A 19,738-nucleotide genomic window follows, 5' to 3' on the forward strand; every position below is an offset into this window, starting at 1 on the left:
TGTCGGAGCGCTGCGGCGCTCCGGCTTTGTTCTGGTCTCACATATCAAAAATCCTGATGGGTTGCTTCACAGTTTTCGCGGTTCCCAAGTATGTCCGGGTTGCCGTAAAGACGACCGGTATTCCCGGAGATCCGCAATGGCTGACGCAACACCCACACAAAATGCCGATACGCCAAAAGGACTTGTTCTGGCGGTAACGGCCTATGTTTTGTGGGGTTTTTTGCCGTTATACATGAAGGCGATGGCCCATATCGCGCCGGTTGAGGTTGTGGCGCATCGTATCATCTGGTCGGTGCCTTTGGCCGGGCTATTGCTGATCGCACTGGGCCGGACGCGGGATTTGAAGTCAGCTCTGCGCGATCCCAAGATGCTGGGTATGGCCTGCCTGACAGCTGCTTTGATATCGGTGAACTGGGCGATCTATGTCTGGGCGATTGCCAGTGGGCATGCGCTGGACGCAGCGCTGGGCTATTACATAAATCCGCTGTTCAGTATCGCGCTGGGCGCGGTGCTGCTGCGCGAACCTTTGAACCGGACGCAGCTGATTGCTGTTGGGTTGGCCGCAGCCGGGGTGGTGGTTCTTGTTGTAGAGGCCGGAAGCCTGCCTTGGGCGGCGCTGGGGCTTATGTTCAGCTGGGGGTTCTACGCCTTCTTCAAACGCTCACTCCCCATCGGGCCAAATCAGGGGTTCTTGCTGGAAGTGCTGATCCTGCTGATCCCCGCATTGGTTTATGTGACTTGGCTGGGGATCAACGGGACGGGGCATTTCGGGCTGGTCGCAACCGACACCATGCTGCTGGCCGGGGCAGGGGTGGTGACCGCGGTGCCATTGCTGATCTATGCCAATGGTGCCAAACTGGTGCGCCTGTCGACGATGGGCATCCTGCAATACATCGCGCCGACCATGATTTTTGTGACTGCCATCGCGGTTTTTGGAGAGCAGATTGACCGTGGCCGCATGATTGCGTTTCCGCTGATCTGGGCCGCACTTGTGGTCTATTCGATCCCGATGATCCGGCAGATACGCGCTCAGGTCTGACGCAGCAATTCGGCAGCCTTCTGCGCCCAGATCGCATAGGCTTTGGGGCTCGGATGATAGCCGTCCGGTGCGGCCAGCGCCGGGTCGTCGGGTAAATCAATGGACAGATGGCGGATTTGCGGGAAGCCGGTCGCAATCTGTTGCAGGCCTTGGTCCAGGCGGGCTGCCTGACGCCCCAGCACCCAGGCAAGCGGTTGCGGTAAGGCGGGAAACCGACCTATCTGGGGAACGGCCGTTACAATGACACGCCGGGCTCCAAGCTGGTCGGTGATCAGGTGCATCAGACGGGATTGGTGTTCGACGAACCGCTTTTTAGTGACGCCACGGGTGACGTCATTGACGCCAAGCGCCGTAATGGCGGCATCAAATTGATCTGTCAGACCGTCAAGGCGTTTCAGTGTATCCAGCGTTGTATGCCCTGTCATAGCCTCGAGCCGCCATTCGACACTGTGGCTTTTTGCTAGCTGTGCGACCAACTGCCCGGACAAAGCCTGCGCCTGGGTGCCAGCGCCAACACCTGCTGCCGAGCTGTCGCCTGCGATTAGCAACCGCAAACGCGGGCCGCGCCCTTCACGGCCTTCGCGCGGCCCGGTCGGTTCGGGCAGGAACCGCGCCTTTCGTCGAACTGAAATCCCCTGTGCCGCCAATAGTGGCAACAGCGGTAGTCTCAGAAACTGATCAGCTCCGATCCGGGCAGGCTTGGTCAACCCAAAGCGTCCTTAAAATTGATAAAGCGAGGGTCTTTTGCCACGCGTGCCATCATCTCGGTGCGCAGGGCTGCAATAGTTTTAAGTGGGCGCATGACCACTTCGAACTTTTCGATCAAGCCTTCATCATTCAGCCGGATCAAGTCCACACCAACCGCATCCAGATCACCAACCTTGCACTGAAATTCCAGCGCCCAGTCTTTGCCTTCACCCATGATCCGACGATAGCTGAAGTCCGAGAATACCTGCCCAACATGCCCCAGCAGAGCCGCCACGGGTTCGCGCCCGGCCCAGGTGCTGTAGTAGGTCGGCGGCAGAAAACGCACGTCTTCGGCCAGAAACTCGTGAATCAGACTTTCATCGCCTTTTGTGATGACATCTTTTAGTTGTTCGATTGTCGGGTGCATGGTTTCTCCTCCGAGTTGTCGCATGATTTGCTGAACTATTCAGTTCAGGCAAGCACGACGTTGCGGGAGGTTGTCGCTTGCGATAGGCAGACCCGCATGAGCGAGACCTACGATCCCCCGAAAACACCGCTGGATGTGCTGCACGAAGATGCGCATCTGATTGTGGTGAACAAGCCCTCGGGGCTTTTGTCCGTACCGGGTCGAGGAGAGCATCTGGCCGATTGTCTGTTGACCCGTGTGCAGGCGGCGTTCCCGCAAGCCCTGCTTGTGCACAGGTTGGACCGCGACACTTCGGGCGTGATGGTTTTTGCCCAAACCCCTCATGCTCAGCGCAATCTGAGCATGCAGTTCGAACAGCGTCAAACTCGTAAGACCTATATTGCCCGCGTCTGGGGCATGGTAGAGTCAAAGACCGGAACTGTTGATCTGCCGTTGATTGTAGACTGGCCCAACAGGCCGCTGCAGATGGTGTGCCATGACACTGGCAAGCCTGCGGTGACGGATTGGCGCGTGGTCAAATATGAAGGCAACACTACCCGCATACGCCTGTTCCCGAAAACCGGGCGCTCGCACCAGCTGCGGGTTCACATGCTGGCGCTGGGCCATCCGATTTTGGGTGATCCGTTCTATGCAAAAGGTGAGGCGCGGGCCTTCCCGCGCCTGATGTTGCATTCCGAGGAATTGCGGCTGAAGAACCCCGATGGCGGGGCGTCGATGAAGTTTCGCGCAAATGCCGAGTTCTAGAGTCAGGCGGGGTTGGTCCAAAGCAGTTTGAGATTGCCCAGTGAAAATCGTCTGACCCGTTTCCTAGGAGCGCAGGGCTGTCGGCTGGCCATGATCTCGCGTTCGATTTCAAAGGCGCGCAGGGTATGGTCCTGGGACCAGCGTCCCAGTTGCAGTGTCATCATTACGTGATTGTCGAGGCTGGGCATCAGTAATCTCCTGTGAATTGTTGAACCAGCATCCCGCATCACTCCTGACAGCGCGTTGTCAGGGGGGTGTGCTAAGGTGTCAGCAGAGAAACCGGAGTTTGCCATGCGCCGTTCGTCCCGCCTGTTTGAAATCATCCAGATTCTGCGTGCCGCCGACGCTCCGGTTACCGCTGAGATGCTGGCGCAAAAGCTCGAAGTCTCGGTGCGCACGGTGTATCGCGACATCGCGGCACTGCAGGCCCAACGCACACCGATCGAGGGCGAAGCCGGCGTCGGGTATCTGATGCGGCGAGGCTATGACTTGCCACCGCTGAATTTCGACGCTGAAGAGGTCGAGGCGCTTTGGGTCGGTCTGTCAATGCTGGCACGGACCGGCGACAGTACCCTGCAGGAGGCCGCCAAACGCATATGCCGGAAAATAGAAGGCCTGCGCGCAAGTCCCGACTGGTTGCAGGTCGCGCCTTGGGGGGCTCCGGTTGATGATCCGGCCAAGGGCTGTATCCCGGTCGTGAATTACCGCGAAGCCATCCGGGACGAGCGCAAGCTTCGCCTCACATATGTCAGCTCGCAAGACGTTCGCTCCGAACGGGTCGTCCGTCCGGTTGCCCTGATCTATCACATCGAGTGCACGATGCTGGTTGCGTGGTGCGAATTGCGCAACGGTTTTCGCCATTTTCGGACCGATCGCGTCTGGGCCTGCGAAATGGTTGACGATCATTTCTGCGGCCAAGGGCAGCCGCTGCGGGAGATCTGGCAGGAGCAGAACCAATGGGGTTCCCCTGCCGAGGCCCATTGAGCGGCGGGTATTCGCCGATATCACCTGATTGTTGCTTGAGCCTGCGGGGGGGCAGCGCGATATACTGTGCCAAACAATGGGACCCGGCAAACGGGCCTCTGAGCAGAAGGTGATATCATGACGATTTCCAAGCTTGTTGTTTCTGCTGGGCTTTGCTCGGCCTTGTTCTTGGCGGGCTGCACCGACCCCGGAACGCTGAACTTGCCCTCGGACCCCAACCAAAATACCAAACAGGGTGCGCTTTTGGGTGGGTTGGTTGGTGCCGGTGTCGGGGCCATTGCGAACGACTCGGATCCGCTTCTGGGTGCGCTGGCTGGTGGTGCAATCGGTGCAGCAGGTGGCGGCCTTATCGGCAATCAACTGGACCGCCAGGCGGCTGAGTTGCGCCAGCAGCTGGCAAATGACGGCATCACAATCGTCAACGCGGGCGACCGCCTGATTGTTACCGTCCCCAACGACATCACCTTTGACACCGACAGCTCGACCGTGCGGCCTGCATTGCGTTCTGATTTGGTCCGGGTGGGTCAGAATTTGGTGAGATATCCCAACTCGGCCGTTCAGGTCATTGGCCATACGGACAGTGATGGCGAAGCCTCTTATAATCAGGCCCTATCTGAGCGTCGGGCTAGGTCCGTGGCGGATGTTCTGCAAGCCAATGGTGTGAACGGGGCCCGTATCAGCACCATCGGATTGGGTGAGAACCGACCTGCGGCCTCGAATCTCACACCCGAAGGGAAGGCGCGGAATCGTCGGGTTGATATCGAAATCATCCCCAACGGCAACACCTGATGTGACCGGGCACCGTCTAGGTGCCCGTTATTGCACATTGACTGCGCGTCAACTGGGCTTTGGCTGGCGGTGATCAGGGGCTACCTTCTGGAAAACGCCTGAACGGAGACCTTTTATGTCCGAACCGATCCTTCTGAGCCTGTCAGGTTCACTGCGCCAAAATGCTACCAACCGAAAACTGCTTCGCGAGGCGGCGCGGCTGTTTGAGCCGGGCACTCATATCGAGGCCGATCTGAACTTGCCATTATATGACGGTGATCTTGAAGAAGGCGAAGGGGTTCCCGAGACCGTCCAGATTTTGGCGGATCAGATTGCCCGTGCGGATGCGGTCATCATTTCGACGCCGGAATATAATAAAGCGCCGTCAGGTGTGTTGAAGAATGCGCTGGACTGGGTCAGCCGCACCAAGGACAAGCCTTGGGCGAACAAGCCGGTTGCGGTGATGTCTGCCGCTGCGGGTCGTGCCGGCGGTGAACGTGCACAGATGATACTGCGCAGCTATATGGTTCCGTTCCAGACGCGCATCTTGCAAGGGCCGGAAATTCATCTGGCCGACAGTTCGAACGAATTCGACGCGCAGGGCAAGCTGGTTAACGAACGCTATGAAAACGCCCTTCGGACCTTGATGAAGAACTTGCGGTCAGAGGCCGGTTTCTGAAACTGCCGGTTTGCTTGCCCGTAGGGGGCAGGCCGCCTAATCTTGCGCTATGTCGATGGAAATTCAGACAGATGTGATGGACGCAGCCCGTGCTGGCGCGTTGCAGGTGGCGCTTGGGAAACAGGCAACTGTGAGGGGCGGCACTGCGTTGCCGCCGTTCTTTCATCACCTGTATTTCTGGACTCCGCAGCCACCCGGCCAACTTGGGCGCGACGGACATCCCAATGTCGGGGGCCTGATCCCCGATATGGGCCTACCCCGCAGAATGTGGGCAGGCGGACGCTTGGAGTTTTTCGCGCCTCTGATAGCAGGTCAGTTAGCCGAACGGCGATCGCTATGTGAAAGTTCGAGTTTGAAATCAGGACGCACCGGCCCCTTGGGCTTTGTCACGTTGCGCCACGAGGTTTGGCAGGGCGGTGCGCTGCGCCTGACCGAATGGCAGGATCTGGTTTACCGCCAAGACCCCTCGGCAGATACGGCCACCCCTCCGGCACCACTGGCCAGGCAGGATGAAACCGAACATCGCGAGCTGTCCTTCGACAGCACAATGCTGTTTCGCTACTCGGCCCTGACATTTAACGGACACCGTATTCACTATGACATCGACTATGCCCGTGATGTCGAAGGATATGCCGGGCTGGTCGTGCATGGCCCGCTTTTAGCGCAGCACCTGATGTTGTTTGCGGAAGATGTGATGGGCCCATTAGCGCAGTTTTCTTTCCGCGCAACCTCGGCATTGATGCATTTCGAAACTGCGAGCCTGTGCCGGAAGGGCAATACCCTGTGGGTGCGTGCGGCAGACGGGCGCCAATGTATGATTGCCGAAGCCTCAGCCTAAATGTTTCTGCATGGTAATCGAGGTCGCCCGGGTGAACCCGGGATGCGCCGTTTCCGCCGTTTTGACAAAGCCCATCCGGGCAAAGGAGGCATGGTTTTCGACCAATTCGACCCGTGTCTTCAGTTCCAGCGTAGCAAAACCTATTTCAACCGCCCGCGCGGATGCCAGATCGACCAGACGCTGTGCCAGCCCCTGACCACGTCGGGTTTCGTCCACAGCCAGTTTGCTCAGATACAGGCTGTCCTGTTTGGGTGTCAGAAAGACGACCGCATCCGGGCGATTGCCTATGATCCAAACCTCGTGGTCGCGGGCCTGTTGCCGAAGCGTTTCCTCGGTCAGGCGATGCATTGACGAGGGCGGGTCTATACGCCCCTCCATGAATGCAAAGCTGTGGCGGATCAGGCGTAACACCTGTGGCAATATAGGATCGTCTGGTTGCAGGCGAACTGGGGTGTTGTCGAGGGAGGTCACAAAGAAGCCTCGGGTTGAAAATCTGCGGGGATTTCATCGCGCCCTTCAAGCACCAGTTCGGCCATGACTTCTGCCACTTTGGGCGCCATGCCAAAGCCGATCTTGAACCCTCCATTGGCGATGAATTCTCCGGCGTGCAGCGGATGTGCACCCAACATCGGCGCTCGGCTTTTGCTGCGGGGTCGGATCCCGGCCCAGCGTTCGATCACTTCGGCACCGTGCAGGACCGGAACCGCCCGCGTGGCCCGATCCAGGACATCATCCAGCGCCGCATCGGTGCTGGTTGGGTCGTCATAGTCCCGTTCCGAGGTCGATCCGATGGCCAATGTGCCATCCGCATGCGGGATAATGTGAACGGCATCTGCAAACAGCTGGGAGACGTCCCCGGCATCGAACCGCAGCAAAGCCGCCTGTCCCTTGACGCCATTGCCGACCGTTTTGCCAAAGGCGTCGTTCAGTTCTAGCAGGCCAGAAAGCCCGGTGGCGTGAATGATATGCCCTTGATTGGCCGCATCGGTTTTGACCTCAACCCCCATCACCGCCAGCGCCGAAACCAGTGCAGAACATGCCCGCCTTGGGTGCATCCGGGCGCTAAGCGTGTCGTGGATTACAAAGCCGGTGGGGCTGGGAGGGCACCACGACCCGACCTCATCCATTGCAACAACGCGCCATTCGGCCCGCCCCTGCCAAAGCTCTGCGGCGGTGACCGTACGTGCATGGGCCAGATCCAGCGTGCGGCTATCTGCGATGGGCTGTAGCCTTCCCAACCGGGCATATCCGGCTGAGACGCCTCCGGTCGCCTCAACCTGTTTCCAGAAGGGTTCGGCCATGATCAGGCTTTCGAATTGAAAAGCTTTCTTGGCATTCCAATTCTCGGGCACATGTGGTGCCAAAGCCCCGACCAAACCGCCACTGGATCCTGCACCGGGCCCAAAAGGGTCAATGATCTGAACTTTTGCGCCGCGTTTTGCGCAGGCCCAGGCGATCGAAAGGCCAAAAATGCCCGCGCCTCGCACCGTCACATCGACCATTGCCATTCCCCTTGTCCTTGTTCAGTGTCGCGCCGCTTAGCTACAGGATTCCCCGATGGCAGACCAGCGCGCCGAACTGACTTGGAAAGACGGGCAGATACCCGTCTCGGACCGTTTCGACGACCCCTATTTCTCGTTGCAGAACGGGCTGGAGGAGACGCGGCATGTGTTTTTGGCGGGCAATGACCTGCCCGCGCGGTTTGCGCCGGGGTTTCACATTACCGAGCTCGGGTTTGGCACCGGCCTGAATATGCTGACCGTCTGGGCCGAATGGGAAAAGGCTGGCCAAACGACCCCGCTGACATTCACCAGTTTCGAAGCCTATCCAATGGCGCCAGACGACATGTCGCGCGCTCTGGCCGTCTTTCCTGAGTTGTCCCCTTGGGCCGACCGGTTCCTGTCCCAATGGCAGGGCGGTACCTGCGATCTGGGCACCCTGCGGCTTGAGGTTATCGAGGGCGACGCGCGGTCCACCCTGTCCGCATGGTCGGGGCAGGCGGATGCGTGGTTTCTGGATGGGTTTTCGCCTGCCAAAAACCCCGAGCTTTGGGGCGCAGAGCTGATGCAGCAGGTATCCGACCACACGGCGCCCAATGGAACCGCCGCCACCTATACCGCCGCTGGGTTCGTCCGGCGCGGGCTCCAAGACGCGGGGTTCAACGTCACCCGCGCGCCGGGCTATGGGCGCAAGCGTCACATGACGCGGGCGGTCAAGCCATGACCCAACAGAACAACACTCGCGCCGGTATCGCGCTGATGATCGCGGCGACTGTGGTTTTTGCGCTGCAGGACGGTATCTCGCGCCATCTGGCCGGGACTTATAACACCTATATGGTCGTGATGATCCGCTATTGGTTCTTCGCAGCATTTGTCGTCGCTCTGGCGCTACGTGCGCCCGGCGGTATCGCGGCCACGGCCCGCACCAGCCAGCTTGGGCTGCAGATCCTGCGCGGGGTGCTCTTGGCGGGGGAAATCTGCGTCGCAGTCTATGCCTTCACCATCCTGGGGCTGATCGAAAGCCAAGCCGTATTTATCTGTTACCCCCTGCTGGTGGCGGCGCTCAGCGGACCCGTTCTGGGTGAGAAGGTCGGCTGGCGTCGGTGGTCGGCTATCGGCGTGGGATGTATTGGTGTTCTGATCATTTTGCAGCCCGGGGTGGGAGTGTTCAATCCGTGGGCGGTGATCCCGTTGATCTCGGCCCTGATGTTTGCCGTCTATGGCCTGCTGACCCGCTATGCGGCGCGGCGCGACACTACCGCCACCAGTTTTTTCTGGACCGGCATCGCCGGGGCGGTTGCCATGACGGCCGTGGGCGTGTGGTTTTGGGAGCCTATGCAGGGCGGTGACTGGCTTTGGATGGGCCTGCTCTGCCTGACCGGAGTTCTGGGACATTGGTTGTTGATTAAGTGCTACGAAATGGCCGAGGCCAGCGCCGTTCAGCCCTTTGCCTATTTTCACCTGATGTGGAGCGCCATTCTGGGAATCTCGGTCTTTGGTGAAAGCTTGAGACCCGCGGTTGTTGCAGGGGCCACATTGGTTATTGCCGCCGGATTGTTCACCTTATGGCGCGAACGACGCCAGAGTTGACCCGATCAGTTCCTCGGAAAATGGCACCGGCAACGCCTGCTGCCCCAACCGTGCGCGATACACAGGCAGGCTTTCGGCGACGCGCATGACATAGTTGCGGGTCTCGCTGAAGGGTATGAATTCGATCCAGTCGACGATATCGGCCTCACCCCGGCGCGGGTCGCCATTGCGTTTCATCCACGAGATCGGCCTGCCCGGTCCGGCATTATACCCCGCCGCCATCATCACCACATTGCCGTTGAATTCTGCTGCCAGCTCGGACAGGTAATTCGCCCCCAATTTGGCGTTATATCGCCAGTCCGAAGTCAGTTTTCCGGTTTGGTGGCTGCTTAGAATGCCCATGTTCCGGGCCACAACTTTCGCCGTCGCGGGCATCACCTGCATAAGCCCGCGCGCGCCCGCGCCGCTGATGACAACCGGGTCAAACTCGCTTTCGCGCCGGGCGATTGCTAGCGTCATTTCTTTGGCCATGGGCAGGCCCAGATCTGCCACGGGATGAACCGGGTAATACGCGGCGGGCAGGACAACGCCGGTGGTCGCGGCGCGCTTGGCGATCATCACCGCCAGATGTGGTTCGTTCAGTTCGATGACCAGATCGCCCAGTTGGCTTGCCTGAACGGGGTCGAGCCCCTCAACCAGATGGGTCAGGAACCGCTCGGATAGGTTTGCCTCACCTGCGCGCAACAGCAATAGCCCCGCTTCCAGAACGCTGGAATCGGCAAACTCCGCTTGTTTCCAGTGCGGTGCCCTTCGCGGGTTTGCCAGATCGCTGTCGAAGGGGCGCCCTATCCGTTCGGCGGCAAGAAGCCCGTAGAACGAGGTCTGGTGATCAGCACCCATGGCATAGGCCTCATAAGCCTTTTCCGCATCCCCCTGCGCGGCATAGGCCCGACCTAGCCAATACCCGCCGCGTCCCTTGGAAATCGGTGACTGCACCGCGCCCGAGAAGTTTTGGAAATGCCGCACAGCCGTTGCCGGATCATTCAACCGACGCAGGGCAAGGAATCCGGAAAGCCATTCAAGATCGGCATAAGCATAGCCCATGTCCGGCGTCATATGGTGTCTAGAGGCAATCTTGTATGCGCGGCTCACATCACCGTTGCGCATCTCAAGCCGTGCCAGTCGGCGACGGCCCTCGGCCCATTTGCCTGGCTCGCCCAGAGCATCCGGGCTGGATGACCGCGCCAGCATCAGATCAATCGCGCTGTCATCCAGTTCCTTTTTATCTCGCCAGACAAAGCGGTCAAAGGCAAGCCCTGCCGATCCGGCCACGGATTCGGGAACCGCCCCTACTTTGGCATCAACACCCGGCGCACGTTTTTGCAATGCAATCCGCGCCTCGGCCAGCTTGCGCTGATCGTCATTCACCAATGGCAGCATTTGTCCTGCGCTGATCAGATGACCGTCCCACAGCATCCGGTCTAGCCGCGCCGCGTGGTGGGGTTTCAGCAATGTTTCAAAGTTCTCGATATAGTCTTTCTGCAGGCCCGATCCCATCGGCATCGTACGCCAGGCGGTTACGATATCCGCCTGCGCATCACCCTGCCGTCCCTTAGCCTTCAGCGCTACGGCGAAATTCAGCGCCCCTTCCGCCGTTTGTGGGGCAGTGCCGGCGTAGAATTTCAACACCCGGTCCGGGTCAGCCCCGGTAAAGGCGGGTTCGCTTTCGCGTCGTAACCATGCCAGCCCCGGCCAATCCGGCCTGCGGTTCAGAAATACCAGCACATCGCCCGAGCTTCCGAACCCCTCGCGCAGCCAATGCCATACGATGATGTCACGTGACACAGATCCGCGCGGGCCTGCCTCTTGCAGCGCGGCGTTCCAATCGCCCTTGCGCATTTCATACATGCCAGCGCGCAGATCGCCCACCGAGTCGGCTTGGGCCGGCCCGAAGGATGCCAGAATCACCGCTGTCAAAAGCGCCAGAACGCGTGTCATGCCTTGCATTTCCCAACCAACCAAGGATAGAGCCATTTAGGATAAACCTTGCGCCAGCGGGATCAACACACATTGCTAGGAATGTGATTGCCCAAGGCGCAAAAATTGCTAACCGCACAGCAAGGAGCGTGTCATGTTCAAAGGCTCGATGCCAGCCCTCGTTACCCCGTTTTCGAATGGCGAGTTGGATCTGGGCACGCTCAAACGTTTGGTGGAATGGCAAATTCAGGAAGGCTCGACCGGTTTGGTGCCGGTGGGGACCACCGGTGAAAGCCCAACCCTCAGCCATGAAGAACACGAAACGGTGGTGGCAGAAGTTGTCAGTGCCGCAGCCGGTCGTGTCCCGGTGATCGCTGGTGCGGGCTCGAACAACACGGTCGAGGCAATCCGATTCGTTCAATTTGCGCAGCAAGTCGGCGCGAATGCCGCTCTGGTGGTGACCCCGTATTACAACAAGCCGACCCAGAAGGGCCTAATTCAGCATTTCCGTACCCTACATGATTGTTCTGATATTCCGATCATCATCTACAACATTCCAGGCCGTTCCGTCATCGACATGACGCCCCAGACGATGGGTGAGCTGGCCGAGTTGCCAAGGATCGTTGGGGTTAAAGACGCAACCGGAGATTTGGGGCGTGTCAGCCAACAGCGCGCCTCTTGCGGGCCCGAGTTCTGCCAACTGTCGGGCGAAGACGCCACGGCGCTGGGTTTCAATGCGCATGGTGGTGTGGGCTGTATCTCGGTCACGGCGAATGTTGCGCCCAAGCTATGTGCCGAATTCCAGCAGGCTACCCTGCAGGGGGATTATGCCAAAGCGCTGACTTATCAGGACCGCCTGATGCCTCTGCATGAGGCGATCTTTATCGAACCCGGTCTGGTCGGGGCCAAATACGCCCTCAGCAAGCTGGGCCTGTGCAGCGAAGAAGTTCGCTCGCCCCTGACCACGTTGGACGACAGCACCAAAACAGCCATCGACGCAGCCATGAACCACGCAGGTCTGCTGGAACCAGGGGTGTTCTTGGCCTGATCCGATCTTCATCTGGCCAAAAATACCTCGGGGGATGAATTGGCCTGTTAGGGCCAAGAAGGGGGCTGGCCCCCTTCTTTACCGTTTGCCGTAATACAGACCCACGACATGCTCGGCCTGCGCAAAGAACAGCCAGCGCGAAACTGCAACGCCTGCCACATGCGACAGCGCAGCCAGAAGAGCGAAGAAGTGGTTGAACGGCAGGATCAGCAGGATGACCGGCAATAGGAAGGCCAGCACAAACGAGATGACCCGCAATTTGTCCGCATGTTTCCTGCCAACCACGTGGACAAATTCGCGCAGAAGATAGTTTGTACCTGTATGTGGAGGCTCAAACGCACGCACTGCCCCGCGCTGCCCCAAACCCGTAGCGGTGCCAAGGTTTGTTCCTGAGTTCGCAAATGCCTTATCCCCTTGCCACCAGTATAATGTCTGCGCAACGGCAGCGATCACCAACAGAGGGACGGCAAGGCTGACCTGACCGGCCAGAAGCGAGCCACCGGCAAGGCTGAAGCTCAGAAACATGATTGGTGTCAGTTTCATGTTCCAACGTGGGATTGTCTTGAGCTGGGTGTAGATCATTGAGGTGGTGAAAACTGTTGCCAGCGAAAACAACGCGCCAAGGACGCCCAGAACACCCCAACGCTGACCAAAGATGACAGCGCCCAGCGCGTAGAAGCCCATAAGAATCAAGGCGATCACTGCGCACCAACCCTCACGGCTGAGCCAGCTTGACCGCCATTGGGTGAATGCTTTCCACGCACGTTCAGGATGGCCCAGGTGAAAGGTCGAGGCCATCAGCCCACCCACCGACAGGCCAAAGGCCATGGCATAGAATACGAAGGCCACCCACCCGGTGACATCCGGCATCCCAAGGCCCAGAAAAAACAGCAGCCCAAAGCCCAGACCGGACAAGGTGGTGAAGATAATGACGGATGGGGCCGGATGCATCAGAGCTTCTCCAGTGTCTTGTCGAGCCAACCCAGAAAGCCCTTGGGCTCTTCGGCTACCGGGGCCAGAAGGGGCGCGAGAATGTCGATCTGGTCCTCGATCTGATCTTTAGGGCGAGGTGGCAGGTATTTGTTGACGGGCTTGGTGCCCATTTCAGGCATCAGATCCATGCCACCACGTTCGGCGACCAATTTGCTGACATCGCTATCTGCGTCGCCCAGATCACCGAAATGGCGGGCTCCGGCGGGGCAGGTCCGCACACAGGATGGCACGCGGTCCACTTCGGGTATGTTCTCGTTATAGATGCGATCCACGCAGAGGGTGCATTTCTTCATCACGCCCTCGGCCATATCCATCTCACGCGCGCCGTAAGGGCAGGACCAGGCGCAAAGCCCGCAGCCGATACAGTCGCTTTCATTGACCAATACGATACCGTCCTCGACCCGCTTATAGCTGGCCCCAGTGGGGCAGACGGTGACGCAGGGCGCGTCCTCGCAATGGAGGCAGGATTTGGGGAAGTGGATCAGCTGGGCGTGACCCTGTTCGGGTTGGACCTCGTAGGAATGTACCCGGTTCAGGAAGGTGCCGGACGGGTTGCCGCCATAAGCGTCCTGATCCGACAGGGGCGCGCCGTAGTTTTCAGTGTTCCAACCTTTGCAGGAAATCACGCAGGCATGGCAGCCGACACAGGTGTCCAGGTCGATGACCAGACCCATTTTCTTGTCTGTGGATTGGGGGAGCTGGGTCATTTTCCTACCTTCCACGCCAGATCTTTTGGTCCGGTGCCGACCGGTGATTTGATCGGTTTGAATTCGGGCTGGCTTTCTGCATCCGAAGGTGGCGTTGCCTTTTCGATCCTGACCTTCAGGTCGAACCAAGCCGCTTGGCCTGTAATCGGATCAGAATTGGCCCAACGCATTCCATCGCCTTTTGACGGCAGCAGTTCGTGGATCAGGTGGTTCAGCAAAAAGCCTTTGGTGGCCTCTGGTGCGTCTTCCTGCAGGGCCCAAGCACCTTTGCGTTTGCCTATGGCATTCCAAGTCCAGACAGTATTTTCATTCAGCGCGGCCATCTCCATGACCGGAACAGTAATTTCCCCGTGCGGAGACGTGACTTTGGCCCAGTCGCCGTCCTGCATCCCGTGTTCGCGCATCAGTTTGGTTGGCACATAAAGCGGGTTGCGCCCGTGTAGCTGGCGCAGCCAGGCGTTTTGGGTGCCCCATGAGTGATACATCGCCATCGGGCGCTGAGTCAGGGCATTGATTGTGAAACCTTCATTGCCCTGCTGATCGGTTTCGTACCAGATCGGCAGCGGGTCCATGGTGTCCTTGAGGCGCTGGCGCAGATTTTCCGGCGGTTGCCGGTCCCCGTGGCCTTCGGCGGCCAGCTGGAACTTGCGCATCGGTTCTGAATAGAGCTGGAACAGATAGGGTTGCGGGCTGTCGTAGATTCCCATCCCCACTGCCCAATCCTGATAGGCAGCGTTCCAGGGTTTGTAGTAATCCGCCCCTTCGGGGATATGCGCGACGTAGAAGCCGCCATTTTCGATGTAGCGATTTAGCTGGTCGGGGTTGACCTCGCCACGACCTTCCTTGTCGCCATTTTCGCCTCGAAACCCGGCCAGCGGGCCGATACCGGGCTTTCGCTGATGGTTAACGATATAGTCAGCGTAGTCTTTCCACTTCGGCGTACCGTCTTCGTTGGTAAAGCCTGGCAAGCTCATGCGGTTGGCCAGTTCCACCAGCACCGACTGAAAGCCTCGCACGTCGCGGTCGGGCTCGATCACCGGCCAGCGGATTGCGTCGGCGGCGGCGTCTGCCTCGCAGATCGGGCGGTCGAGCAGCGAGATGCAGTCGTGCCGTTCAAGATAGGTGGTGTCGGGCAGGATCAAGTCGGCATAGGCCACCATTTCCGAGGAATAGGCATCGGAATAGATGATGTTTGGGATGACATATTTGCCGTCTTCGGTCTTGGCGGTCAGCATCTCCATCACACCTTTGGTGTTCATGGAGGAGTTCCACGACATATTCGCCATATACATGAACAGCGTGTCGATCTTGTAGGGATCACCGGCGGCGGCGTTTGAGATTACCATATGCATCAGCCCATGGGCTGACATCGGGTTTTCCCATGTGAATGCTTTGTCGATCCGTTGGGGAGTGCCGCAGTCGTCCAGCAACAGGTCTTCGGGCCCGCGGGGGAAGCCTAGATGGGGGCCTTCCAGGGGTCTGCCGGGGCGGCGGTCGCCATGCGGGGTTGGGTGTGCCTCGACTGGTTTGGGATAGGGCGGTTTGAAGCGGAAACCGCCTGGAACTTCGACGGTGCCGAGGATGATCTGCAGCACGTGCAGCGCGCGGCAGGTCTGGAACCCGTTGGCATGGGCCGAGATGCCACGCATGGCGTGGAAGCTGACCGGGCGACCGATCATCTTAGCATGGGTTTCGCCGCGGAAATCGGTCCATTCCTGATCCAGCTCGATCGCCTCATCAAAGGCGACGCGGGCGATTTCCGCCGCGATGGCGCGAATGCGACTGGCCGGGATGCCACAGCGGTCAGCCACGGCCTCAGGGGCGTGCTCGTCGCTTAGGTATTTCTCGGCCATCAGGTGGAAAACCGGGCGATGGGTGACGCCGTCCTTTTCGTAAGTAGCCGACAAGTCCGGGCGTACGCCCGGCTTGTCGAACGCAGTGAGTTCGCCTGTGGCCCGGTCGATCACCAGCGGTTTGCCGTCACTATCGCGCAAGAACAGACCTTTGTCGGGGCCTTCGGATGCGTTCACCAGAACAGGCGCGTTGGTATAACGGCAGAGGTAATCCAGGTCGATCTTGCCGGCCTTCATCAGCACATGGATCAGCGACAGGATGAACAGCCCGTCGGTGCCGGGCGTAATCCCGACCCAGTCATCGGCGACGGCGTTATAGCCTGATCGAATCGGGTTCACACCGATCACCCGTGCGCCGCGTGCCTTGATCTTGCCGATGCCCATCTTGATCGGGTTGCTGTCGTGGTCTTCGGCTACGCCGAACAGCATGAATAGCTTGGTGTGGTCCCAGTCGGGCTGGCCAAACTCCCAAAACGCGCCGCCCATGGTGTAGATGCCGCCTGCGGCCATGTTGACGGAACAGAAGCCGCCATGGGCCGCATAGTTTGGGGTGCCGAAATTCTGAGCCCAGAAGCTGGTGAAGCTTTGGCTTTGGTCGCGACCGGTAAAGAAGGCCAGCTTTTGCGGCGCTGTCTCGTGCAGCTCATTCATCCAGCCGACGGCTGTGCTGATCGCTTCGTCCCACTCGATCTCGCGGAACTCGCCCGATCCGCGCGGGCCGACACGGCGCAGCGGTTTGCGTAGGCGCGACGGCGCGTTAACCTGCATAATGCCCGCGGACCCTTTGGCGCACAGAACGCCTTTGTTCACCGGGTGGTCTCGGTTGCCCTCGATATAGGCGACCTTGCCGTCTTTCATGTGAACGTTGATGCCACAGCGACAGGCGCACATGTAACAGGTGGTCTGCCGGATCTCGTCCGAGACTTTGGGCGAGGTGTCAATCACTGGCTGGTTCATAGGCGCCCCTGTAGTTTGCAGACCGGTATTCCCCCGAGTATTGCCGGGAACCGGAATAAAATTTGTTTTTCACGGACTTGTCGAGACTTATATTCCGTTTTCGCCATGTTGTGCTTGAACAGCAGTCACGGCGATCATGTGAAGGATGTCCTCTGCCGTACAGCCGCGCGATAGATCATTTGCCGGCTTGGCCAGGCCTTGTAGGACTGGCCCGATTGCCTCAACCCCTCCGATGCGCTGTGCGATCTTATAGCCCAGATTGCCCGCATTCAGGCTGGGGAAGACAAAGACATTCGCTTCGCCCTTCAGTGGCGAATCCGTCGCCTTTTGCGCCGCAACCTCGGGGACAAAGGCGGCATCGAACTGCAGCTCTCCGTCGATCAGAAGGTTCGGATCTTTTTCGCGTGCGATCCGGGTTGCCTCGACGACCTTGGATACTTTTGGATGTTCGGCGCTTCCCGAGGTGGAAAAAGACAGCATCGCCACACGCGCCGTGTTTCCAGTCAAAGCTGAATAGGATGCGGCCGATGCGCGGGCAATTTCCGCCATTTCTTCGGCGTTTGGATCCACCACCAGACCACAATCGGCAAAGATGCGCGCGCCTTTGACCTCGTGATGATCCTGGCAGAACAGCATGAGAAAAAAACTGGATACCATTGTTGTACCCGGCGCTGTTCCGATGATCTGCAACGCCGCGCGAACTGTGTCAGAGGTGGTTTCAACCGCTCCGCCCACGGTGCCGTCAGCGATACCCTGATGCACCAGCATGGCGGCAAAGGTCAGCCGGTTGGTGATCTGTTGCCCTGCCTCTTCAAGGGTCATGCCCTTGTGCTTGCGGCGATTAAACAGCGCTTCAGCCAGTTCCGTGGTGATTGAGGAATGCGCCGGGTCAAGAATGTGTATCCGAGTGGGATCAAATCCTTCATGCGCATCCAGAAGGGCCGAAATTTTGGCCCCGTCGCCGATCAGGATGATCCGTGCAACGTCCTCTTTTACGGCCCTGACCGCACCTTCCACGACGCGGGGATCATCGCCCTCTGACAGGGCGATGATCTTGTCCGACGCGCTGGCCGTCCCGAGAATGGCGCGCAGCGGTTTCACGCGGATTATACCCCGGCCTGCGGTTCCATGTCGTCATTGCTGATGCCTGCCACCGCGACCGGTTTCTTCATTGCGTCCCGACGGAACGGCTCGCCCAGTTCCTGGTTGATCATTGCTTCGATCAGCGTGGTGATCCCATTCTTCTGATCCTCAATGGCCTGATTCAGGGCTGCAGTCAGCTCATCCTGTGTGCGGGCCACGACACCTTTCAGGCCACAGGCCTGAGCGATACCGGCATAGGACACTTTGGTGTCCAGTTCGGTTCCAACAAAATTGTCGTCGAACCACAGGGTCGAGTTGCGCTTTTCAGCACCCCACTGATAGTTGCGGAAAACGATCTGGGTGACTGCGGGCCATTCATCGCGGCCGATTGCGGTCAGTTCGGTTACAGCAATACCAAAGGCGCCGTCACCCGAGAACCCAACGACAGGCACATCCGGGCAACCGATCTTGGCACCCATGACAGATGGCAATCCGTATCCACAGGGGCCGAACAGCCCGGGGGCCAGATATTTGCGGCCCGCTTCAAAGGATGGGTAGGCGTTGCCGATGGCACAGTTATTGCCGATGTCGGACGAGATGATCGCCTCTTTCGGCAGGGCTGCCTGAATGGCGCGCCACGCCATGCGCGGGCTCATCCAGTCGGGCTTGGCTGCACGGGCGCGTTCGTTCCAGGTTGTGCCCGGATCGTCCTGCTCGTGGTCCATCGAAGTCAATTCCTGCGCCCAGCGTGACTTGGTTTCCGCAATCTTCGCTTTGCGTGCATCGCGTCCTTCGTCACCTGCGGTGTCCGACAGCTGTGCCAGGATATTGGTTGCAACGGTGGCTGCGTCGCCAACAATACCGACAGATACCTTCTTGGTCAGGCCAATGCGGTCGGGGTTAATGTCAACCTGAATGATCTTTGCATTCGCCGGCCAGTATTCCATACCATAGCCAGGAAGAGTCGAGAACGGGTTCAGGCGAGTGCCGAGACACAGAACCACGTCTGCTTCTTTTATCAGCTCCATACCGGCTTTCGAGCCATTGTAACCCAACGGGCCAGCAAACAGCGGGTGCGAGCCCGGGAAGGCGTCATTGTGCTGGTAGCCAACACAAACCGGGGCGTCCAGACGCTCGGCCAGTGCTTTCGAGGCTTCGATGCCGCCAGCGGACAGAACCGTGCCCGCGCCGTTCAGGATGACAGGGTTCTTGGCATCCGACAGCAGCGCGGCGGCTTCGGTAACGGCTGATGCGCCGCCAGAAGGCAGTTCAAATTCAACTACGGCAGGCAGTTCGATATCGACAACCTGAGTGAAGAAATCACGTGGAACATTGATCTGTGCCGGTGCCGAGGCGCGCTTGGCTTTGGTGATAACGCGACTCAGAACTTCGGCCATCCGCGAAGGGTCGCGTACTTCTTCCTGGTAGCAGACGCAGTCTGCAAACATGCGCATCTGTTCCATCTCCTGGAAACCGCCCTGACCCATGGTCTTGTTTGCGGCCTGCGGGGTTACCAGCAGCAGCGGGGTGTGGTTCCAGTAGGCGGTTTTGACGGCAGTAACAAAGTTTGTGATCCCGGGTCCGTTCTGCGCGATCATCATCGACATTTTGCCGGTGGCGCGTGTGTACCCGTCAGCCATCATCCCACCCGAGCCTTCGTGTGCGCAATCCCAGAAGGTAATGCCAGCTTTTCCAAAAATATCCGAGATCGGCATCATCGCCGAACCGATGATCCCAAACGCATGCTCGATCCCGTGCATCTGCAGAACTTTAACAAAGGCCTCTTCGGTGGTCATTTTCATCTGATTTGTCTCCGCGGATTTGTGGATGAAGCCGGACGATCAGCCCAGCCTTTGGGTACGGTTGTGGCCCAAGGGACGGAATGGCGTTAGGTCCAAAACGAAATGCGGATTAGGTCCAGACGC

Annotated in this window: 20 protein-coding genes; 9 read left to right on the top strand and 11 right to left on the bottom strand. The window is 59.0% G+C overall.

The features are described 5' to 3' along the window. The first annotated feature begins 136 nt into the window (after positions 1 to 136). Positions 137 to 1,039, top strand: coding sequence for an EamA family transporter RarD (gene rarD, locus AC2FLB_RS13015; RefSeq protein WP_496702667.1), 903 nt, complete (start codon positions 137 to 139; stop codon positions 1,037 to 1,039). On the opposite strand, the gene AC2FLB_RS13020 is transcribed toward rarD, so the two are convergent. Beyond that, positions 1,030 to 1,746, bottom strand: coding sequence for an SGNH/GDSL hydrolase family protein (locus AC2FLB_RS13020; RefSeq protein WP_496709396.1), 717 nt, complete (start codon positions 1,744 to 1,746; stop codon positions 1,030 to 1,032). The genes rarD and AC2FLB_RS13020 overlap by 10 nt on opposite strands. Then, positions 1,743 to 2,153 (bottom strand): nuclear transport factor 2 family protein, encoded by a 411-nt coding sequence (locus AC2FLB_RS13025; RefSeq protein ID WP_142637264.1) that lies wholly within the window; start codon positions 2,151 to 2,153, stop codon positions 1,743 to 1,745. The genes AC2FLB_RS13020 and AC2FLB_RS13025 overlap by 4 nt, the downstream gene beginning before the upstream one ends. A gap of 60 nt (positions 2,154 to 2,213) precedes the next feature. Here AC2FLB_RS13025 and AC2FLB_RS13030 point away from each other — a divergent pair, with 60 nt between their 5' ends. Further along, on the top strand, positions 2,214 to 2,897 hold the full coding sequence (locus AC2FLB_RS13030; protein ID WP_496709419.1) for an RluA family pseudouridine synthase: 684 nt from the start codon (positions 2,214 to 2,216) through the stop codon (positions 2,895 to 2,897). 2 nt (positions 2,898 to 2,899) lie between these two features. On the opposite strand, the gene AC2FLB_RS13035 is transcribed toward AC2FLB_RS13030, so the two are convergent. Next, positions 2,900 to 3,085 carry a hypothetical protein gene (locus AC2FLB_RS13035; protein ID WP_496703340.1) on the bottom strand — a complete coding sequence of 62 codons (186 nt, stop codon included), beginning with the start codon at positions 3,083 to 3,085 and terminating at the stop codon, positions 2,900 to 2,902. Positions 3,086 to 3,188: 103 nt separating this feature from the next. On the opposite strand from AC2FLB_RS13035, the gene AC2FLB_RS13040 reads away from it, so the two are divergent. The 4 genes from AC2FLB_RS13040 to AC2FLB_RS13055 all read left to right on the top strand — a co-directional run bounded on the left by AC2FLB_RS13040 (position 3,189) and on the right by AC2FLB_RS13055 (position 6,166). Continuing rightward, complete coding sequence (locus AC2FLB_RS13040; RefSeq protein WP_271949714.1) at positions 3,189 to 3,881, top strand: helix-turn-helix transcriptional regulator; 693 nt, start codon at positions 3,189 to 3,191, stop codon at positions 3,879 to 3,881. Positions 3,882 to 3,998: 117 nt separating this feature from the next. Continuing rightward, positions 3,999 to 4,670, top strand: coding sequence for a YiaD family glycine zipper/OmpA-like lipoprotein (locus AC2FLB_RS13045; protein WP_142637036.1), 672 nt, complete (start codon positions 3,999 to 4,001; stop codon positions 4,668 to 4,670). Between the two features lie 115 nt (positions 4,671 to 4,785). After that, complete coding sequence (locus tag AC2FLB_RS13050; RefSeq protein ID WP_496692496.1) at positions 4,786 to 5,328, top strand: NADPH-dependent FMN reductase; 543 nt, start codon at positions 4,786 to 4,788, stop codon at positions 5,326 to 5,328. Between the two features lie 49 nt (positions 5,329 to 5,377). Then, a complete protein-coding gene (locus AC2FLB_RS13055) occupies positions 5,378 to 6,166 on the top strand; it encodes an HTD2 family dehydratase (RefSeq protein ID WP_496692495.1) in 789 nt (262 codons plus the stop codon). On the opposite strand, the gene AC2FLB_RS13060 is transcribed toward AC2FLB_RS13055, so the two are convergent. Both AC2FLB_RS13060 and AC2FLB_RS13065 read right to left on the bottom strand, forming a co-directional pair. After that, positions 6,158 to 6,637 carry a GNAT family N-acetyltransferase gene (locus tag AC2FLB_RS13060; RefSeq protein ID WP_496692494.1) on the bottom strand — a complete coding sequence of 160 codons (480 nt, stop codon included), beginning with the start codon at positions 6,635 to 6,637 and terminating at the stop codon, positions 6,158 to 6,160. The two genes, AC2FLB_RS13055 and AC2FLB_RS13060, sit on opposite strands and share 9 nt — an antisense overlap. Then, complete coding sequence (locus AC2FLB_RS13065) at positions 6,634 to 7,674, bottom strand: NAD(P)/FAD-dependent oxidoreductase (protein WP_496692493.1); 1,041 nt, start codon at positions 7,672 to 7,674, stop codon at positions 6,634 to 6,636. The genes AC2FLB_RS13060 and AC2FLB_RS13065 overlap by 4 nt, the downstream gene beginning before the upstream one ends. 49 nt (positions 7,675 to 7,723) lie before the next feature. On the opposite strand from AC2FLB_RS13065, the gene mnmC2 reads away from it, so the two are divergent. Together mnmC2 and AC2FLB_RS13075 are read left to right on the top strand one after the other, a co-directional pair. Beyond that, positions 7,724 to 8,389: a tRNA (5-methylaminomethyl-2-thiouridine)(34)-methyltransferase MnmC2 gene (mnmC2, locus tag AC2FLB_RS13070; RefSeq protein ID WP_496692492.1), complete on the top strand. Its 666-nt coding sequence runs from the start codon at positions 7,724 to 7,726 to the stop codon at positions 8,387 to 8,389. Beyond that, a complete protein-coding gene (locus AC2FLB_RS13075; RefSeq protein WP_281973084.1) occupies positions 8,386 to 9,255 on the top strand; it encodes a DMT family transporter in 870 nt (289 codons plus the stop codon). Before mnmC2 ends, AC2FLB_RS13075 begins: the two co-directional genes overlap by 4 nt. Here the strand turns inward: AC2FLB_RS13075 and AC2FLB_RS13080 are convergent. Then, positions 9,229 to 11,193: a lytic transglycosylase domain-containing protein gene (locus AC2FLB_RS13080; RefSeq protein ID WP_496692575.1), complete on the bottom strand. Its 1,965-nt coding sequence runs from the start codon at positions 11,191 to 11,193 to the stop codon at positions 9,229 to 9,231. The two genes, AC2FLB_RS13075 and AC2FLB_RS13080, sit on opposite strands and share 27 nt — an antisense overlap. Before the next feature lie 133 nt (positions 11,194 to 11,326). On the opposite strand from AC2FLB_RS13080, the gene dapA reads away from it, so the two are divergent. Beyond that, positions 11,327 to 12,220 carry a 4-hydroxy-tetrahydrodipicolinate synthase gene (gene dapA / locus AC2FLB_RS13085; protein WP_496709397.1) on the top strand — a complete coding sequence of 298 codons (894 nt, stop codon included), beginning with the start codon at positions 11,327 to 11,329 and terminating at the stop codon, positions 12,218 to 12,220. A 78-nt stretch (positions 12,221 to 12,298) separates the two neighbouring features. Here the strand turns inward: dapA and AC2FLB_RS13090 are convergent, their stop codons facing one another. From AC2FLB_RS13090 to xsc, 5 genes are all read right to left on the bottom strand, one after another. Beyond that, positions 12,299 to 13,171, bottom strand: a complete 873-nt coding sequence (locus tag AC2FLB_RS13090; protein WP_496709398.1) for a dimethyl sulfoxide reductase anchor subunit family protein — start codon at positions 13,169 to 13,171, stop codon at positions 12,299 to 12,301. After that, positions 13,171 to 13,920, bottom strand: coding sequence for a 4Fe-4S dicluster domain-containing protein (locus AC2FLB_RS13095; protein ID WP_271949727.1), 750 nt, complete (start codon positions 13,918 to 13,920; stop codon positions 13,171 to 13,173). The genes AC2FLB_RS13090 and AC2FLB_RS13095 overlap by 1 nt, the downstream gene beginning before the upstream one ends. Continuing rightward, positions 13,917 to 16,730 (bottom strand): molybdopterin oxidoreductase family protein, encoded by a 2,814-nt coding sequence (locus tag AC2FLB_RS13100; RefSeq protein WP_496709399.1) that lies wholly within the window; start codon positions 16,728 to 16,730, stop codon positions 13,917 to 13,919. The genes AC2FLB_RS13095 and AC2FLB_RS13100 overlap by 4 nt, the downstream gene beginning before the upstream one ends. 87 nt (positions 16,731 to 16,817) lie before the next feature. Beyond that, positions 16,818 to 17,831 carry a phosphate acetyltransferase gene (gene pta / locus AC2FLB_RS13105; protein ID WP_496709400.1) on the bottom strand — a complete coding sequence of 338 codons (1,014 nt, stop codon included), beginning with the start codon at positions 17,829 to 17,831 and terminating at the stop codon, positions 16,818 to 16,820. Between the two features lie 5 nt (positions 17,832 to 17,836). After that, positions 17,837 to 19,615, bottom strand: a complete 1,779-nt coding sequence (gene xsc, locus AC2FLB_RS13110; RefSeq protein WP_142637005.1) for a sulfoacetaldehyde acetyltransferase — start codon at positions 19,613 to 19,615, stop codon at positions 17,837 to 17,839. Between the last annotated feature and the right edge of the window lie 123 nt (positions 19,616 to 19,738).

Source organism: Ruegeria sp. CDSA236, assembly GCF_059611285.1.